This is a genomic window from Arthrobacter sp. MDT2-3, from assembly GCF_059090465.1.
Window position 1 is genome coordinate 1 of the sequence record NZ_JBNHFS010000012.1, and the last position, 4,405, is coordinate 4,405.

Annotated in this window: 2 protein-coding genes; both read right to left on the minus strand. The window is 65.7% G+C overall.

Features of this window, described 5'->3' with window-relative positions; genetic code table 11:
- Positions 1–94: 94 nt before the first annotated feature.
- Positions 95–3,124: a glycoside hydrolase family 2 TIM barrel-domain containing protein gene (locus AC5RUQ_RS20885; protein ID WP_493949182.1), complete on the minus strand. Its 3,030-nt coding sequence runs from the start codon at positions 3,122–3,124 to the stop codon at positions 95–97.
- A gap of 122 nt (positions 3,125–3,246) precedes the next feature.
- Complete coding sequence (locus AC5RUQ_RS20890; RefSeq protein ID WP_493949183.1) at positions 3,247–4,254, minus strand: LacI family DNA-binding transcriptional regulator; 1,008 nt, start codon at positions 4,252–4,254, stop codon at positions 3,247–3,249.
- Positions 4,255–4,405 lie beyond the last annotated feature (151 nt).

Sequence of the window (4,405 nt, forward strand, 5' to 3'; positions counted from 1 at the left end):
CCCCAAAACCCGCGGTTTTCGGAGTCCCAGCCCCGGTCTCAGCGCCCCCCCAGCCAGCAAAGCACCACTATGGACTGGCTCACACCCCAACACCTCAGCCCCGAACCCTAAACATCAGCACGAAGTCCGCACCCCGGGGCTTAAGCCGGTACTGCTCCAGCACGCCCGGACCACAGGCAGCGGTTCCCACACCCCGAAGCGCATGGTCCAGGTACACGTAACTCCTGCCATCGGCTGATAGGTCCGGGCGGTGAGCCGCTGCGTCCAAAATGTCCTGGCCGTAGGGCCGGACCGTTAGGGCAAAAGGATCCCCGGCAATCTCGAGCGTACTGCTCATGAGCTCCAGGGCGGCCCGCCGCACCCCTGATCTCGCCCCGGACTCCTGGGGCCGCACGTAGTCCACGTCCAAGTCGGTCAACGGCAGCGAGAACCAACCCAGCCTTGTCCCCTGCCCCGTATCGGGGTAGCTCTGGTGAGGGCCCTGCCCGAACCACGTAACCGATGTGGTCTCTTCACTCAGGACGATTTCCAGTCCAATGCGGGCCCACTCCACCGGAAAGCCGCGGTTGACCCATTCGCCATCCGGCCTGACCTGAGTCCGGAGTGCAACGCTTGTACCGTCGCTGCTCCAGGTGTAGTCCACCCACACGCCATATTGCTTGTCGGCGGCGCTCACGCGGGTGCGAACCGTCAGGGCTTGTCCATCCCCAGAGCAGGCCTCCGAACTGATGCCGAGCAACCGTGTTTCGAGGCGGTTCAGCCCGGCGTCCGTCCATTGTGTGGCGAGAGGCCGCTCGTCGGCACCACTCCACTCCCGGCCCAGGTCGTTGTCCGTAGCGGGCCACCACAATGCCAGGCTCATCTTCTCGACGGGGACCCCGCCAATGGAGGTGGGCATACCCGTGACGCGGCTGAAAACCACCGGTCCCAGGCTGAGCTCGGTTTCCTGGACGAGCACGGGTTTATCCGGTACTGGCTGAATCGCGGCGCCAAGCCCCCGGGCCGCCTGCCCCCACGCAACTTCGTGCCCTGCCGGTGCCCACGCTGAATCAGCGGCAAGGACCGCGCTGACGGTAAGTACCGTTGGCTCGTCGTCGGGCAGTGACTCAGCGAGGGCAGCAAGACTGGCGGGCAGCTTCACGGCTGCCTCGGTGTGAGGCGCCACGGGGGCAACGTCCACAGTGCCGGCGTCGATCAGCTCGCCGTCGGACTCGACCACATACCGGAAGCTGTAGGCGCCGGTGCCAGCGAAATCCTGCCCATTGCGGACCGTGAAGCCCGACCAGTCAGCGGCCACGCTGATACGCAGCGGTTCGATGACTTTCTTGAAGTCCAGCAGTCCCGGCCTGGGGTTGCGGTCGGCGTCCACCAGCCCATCGGTGACAAAGTTGCCGTCGTGCACTTGCTCCCCGAAGTCCCCGCCGTACGCGTAGTGCTCGCCGCCGCCGGGAGTGGCAACGGTGATGCCGTGCTCCAGCCATTCCCAGACAAAGCCGCCCATCAGCCGCGGGTACCGTTCGAAAAGCTCCTGGTACTCACTCATGCCGCCGGGGCCGTTGCCCATCGCGTGTACGTATTCGCACAGCACAAAAGGCATGGCCCGGCGTCGGGCATCCAGTGCGGAGTTTTCCAGGGCCGGCTCTATGCCCTGTCCGATCAGTGCCGTTTCCGCCTGGCTGGCGTACATCCTTGAGTAGACATCCACGTGCGCGGAGGACCAGTCTCCCTCGTAATGGATGGGGCGGGACGGATCCCGGTCCTTCGTCCAGCGCGACATGGCGGCGAGGTTCCTGCCGGTGCCCGCCTCATTGCCGAGCGACCACATGATCACCGCCGGGTGGTTCTTGTCCCGCTCGACCGTGCGGCGCATACGGTCCACCAGCGCGGCTTCCCACTGCGGGTCATCGCTGGGGTTTTGAGCCCAGCCGGCGCTTTCAAAGCCGTGGGTTTCCAGGTCGCACTCAAGCACAACGTAGAAGCCAAGCTGGTCCGCAAGCGCCAGGAACTCCGGATGGGGCGGGTAATGGGACGTCCGGATGGCGTTGATGTTGTGCTGCTTCATGAGCCGCAACTCAGCCTCCATCACATCCCTGGGAACTACCCGGCCAAGGCGCGGATGGTGCTCGTGGCGGTTGACGCCGCGCAGCAGGATCCGCCGCCCGTTGACCTTGAATTGGGCGTCTTCAATGGCGATGCTGCGGAAGCCAACCTGGAGTGCCACGGCCTCCCCGGGAGCGCTGACGGTTGCCTCGTAGAGCTTGGGCACCTCAGCGGACCAAGGCTCGACGGCGGGGAGCCGCACCTGGGTGCCTGCGGGCAGTTCCAGGTTCAGTTCCGGAACGCGGACGACGGCGTCAATCGCCTGTCCGCCCCGGCTTGCCTCCACCCTGAGGACGCCTTCGCCGGTGCGGTGGTCGTAGTCCGCGTGCACGAAGGCATCATCGATGCCGCCGGCCGGCCGCGCCTGCAGGGTAACGTCACGGAAGATGCCGGGGAGCCACCACATGTCCTGGTCCTCCACGTAACTGGACGCCGAGAACTGGGCGACGCGCACGGCCAGGGTGTTCGTTCCCTGCTCCAGGATTCCGGAAACGTCGAATTCGTGGGCAAGCCTGCTGCCGCGCGTCGTTCCGAGTTCCACTCCGTTCAGCCACACTGTTCCGGCGGATTCGATGCCGTCGAACCGCAACAGGGCATGCGGAAAAAACTCGGGCCTGGCCTCAAAGAGCACCACGTGGTCCCCGATGGGATTTGCTTCGGGAACGTGCGGCGGCTCCACGGCAAACGGGAACTGGACGTTGGTGTAGGCAGGGGCGCCGTGTCCGTGCATTGGCCAGCTGGACGGAACGGGCAGGCTCTCGAAGCCGATCAGGTCCTTCCCCAACTGCCAGCCGTCCTCCGGTGCCAGCCGGATTCCGGCGCTGAGCCTGAACTGCCATTCCCCGTTGAGCGACAGCTTTGGTGCATCACTGGTCAGGAAGGCCCGCGCCGGCAGGCTGCCGGCGCCGGGCTCCAGGGAGGACAGTTGCCGGACGCCCTCCGCACCAATTTCGAGGCTGGCGGCGGGCGAACCTGCCGCCACATCGGGGCTGCCGGCGGGGGCGGAGGGCGATTGAACTGACATAAGCTTCCTTGCTGGTCTGTCGGAAGGGTTGCAGGCGGACAGCATTCCCTTGGGGACGATGCTACGTGAACGTTCACGGGCCGCACACCGAGCTTAGTCGACTTTCTCCGGTTTGAGTAGGGTCAGGCGGACTGGCGAAGAACCAGCTCGTGCTTTAGGACCAGCATGGCGTCTTCGCTTCCGGCCTCCACCGCACCGGTCAGCAGGTGATCTACGAGGTCGACGGCGGCGCGTCCGACCGCCCGCAGGTCAAGGGCGAGAGTGGTCAGCTCGGGCGTCAAGAGCTCCCCCAAAGGGATCCCGTCCATCCCGATCACGGCACAGTCCCCCGGCACCGTTTTTCCGGCGTCCTGCAGTGCCTTTAGCGCACCTGCCGCCATGAGGTCGTTGAATACCAGAAGCCCGTCAATTCCGCCTCGATGCTCGATCATGGAGTGGACGGCTTGCCGGGCAGCGGGGGCGGAATCAGCGGCCTGCTGTACCGTGAGCTCAATGCCCGCTTCCTTTGCTGCAGCGGCGACGGCTAGCCCGCGCGTGGTGGCGGGACCCTCCTGGTCCGAATCAAGGTACGCAATCTCCCGGCAGTGCGCCGCCTGGAGGCGCTTCAAGGCGGTCCGCGCCGCGTAGGAGTAGTCAAAGGCGATGCTGCCGGCCGCGTGGCCCGACGGGTCGTCGAGCACCACGACCGGGCGCCGGCCCATCATCGCCTGGGCATCACTCGAGCAGGCGCCAAGATAGCCGACGAGCGCGTCGACCTGGGGTGCGAGGCGGGTGACGGCATCCAGGCCGCTCCCGCTGCCGTGGCCAAAGTCATCAACAACCACGTTCCAGCCCCGCTGTGTGGCCACTTCCACCACACTGGACGCAAAAGCCGGAAAGTAGGGGTTGGTAAGGTCCGGGATGGCAAGCCCCAGAGAGACCCGTGCGCCCTGCACCAGGCCCTTCGCAAACCGGCTCGGGGTGTAGCCCAACTCTGCCGCGAGCTGTTGAACCCGTTTCCGGGTTGCAGGACTGATTCCAGGCATGTCGTTCATGGCCCGCGTCACCGTCTGACGCGAGACGCCCGCGGCGGCCGCCACATCCAGAATCGTTGCTCTGCGGATGTGAGGTTCACGGGAGCTAGGGGCCATGACGGTAAGTCTAGGCGGGCCAGGGCTTCCGGCTGGCCGGACTGCAGTGGTGGTTGTTTTGTTTGTTAAATGCGGCAGGGCCCTGACGTCGTTTGTCAGGGCCCTGCTCGTAATGGTTGTCCGGCGGTGACCTACTCTCCCACACCCTCCC

Excerpts from the sequence above, each read along its gene's own strand:
- AC5RUQ_RS20885 (WP_493949182.1), bottom strand. The coding sequence starts at position 3,124 with ATGTCAGTTCAATCGCCCTCCGCCCCCGCCGGCAGCCCCGATGTGGCG.
- AC5RUQ_RS20890 (WP_493949183.1), bottom strand. The coding sequence starts at position 4,254 with ATGGCCCCTAGCTCCCGTGAACCTCACATCCGCAGAGCAACGATTCTG.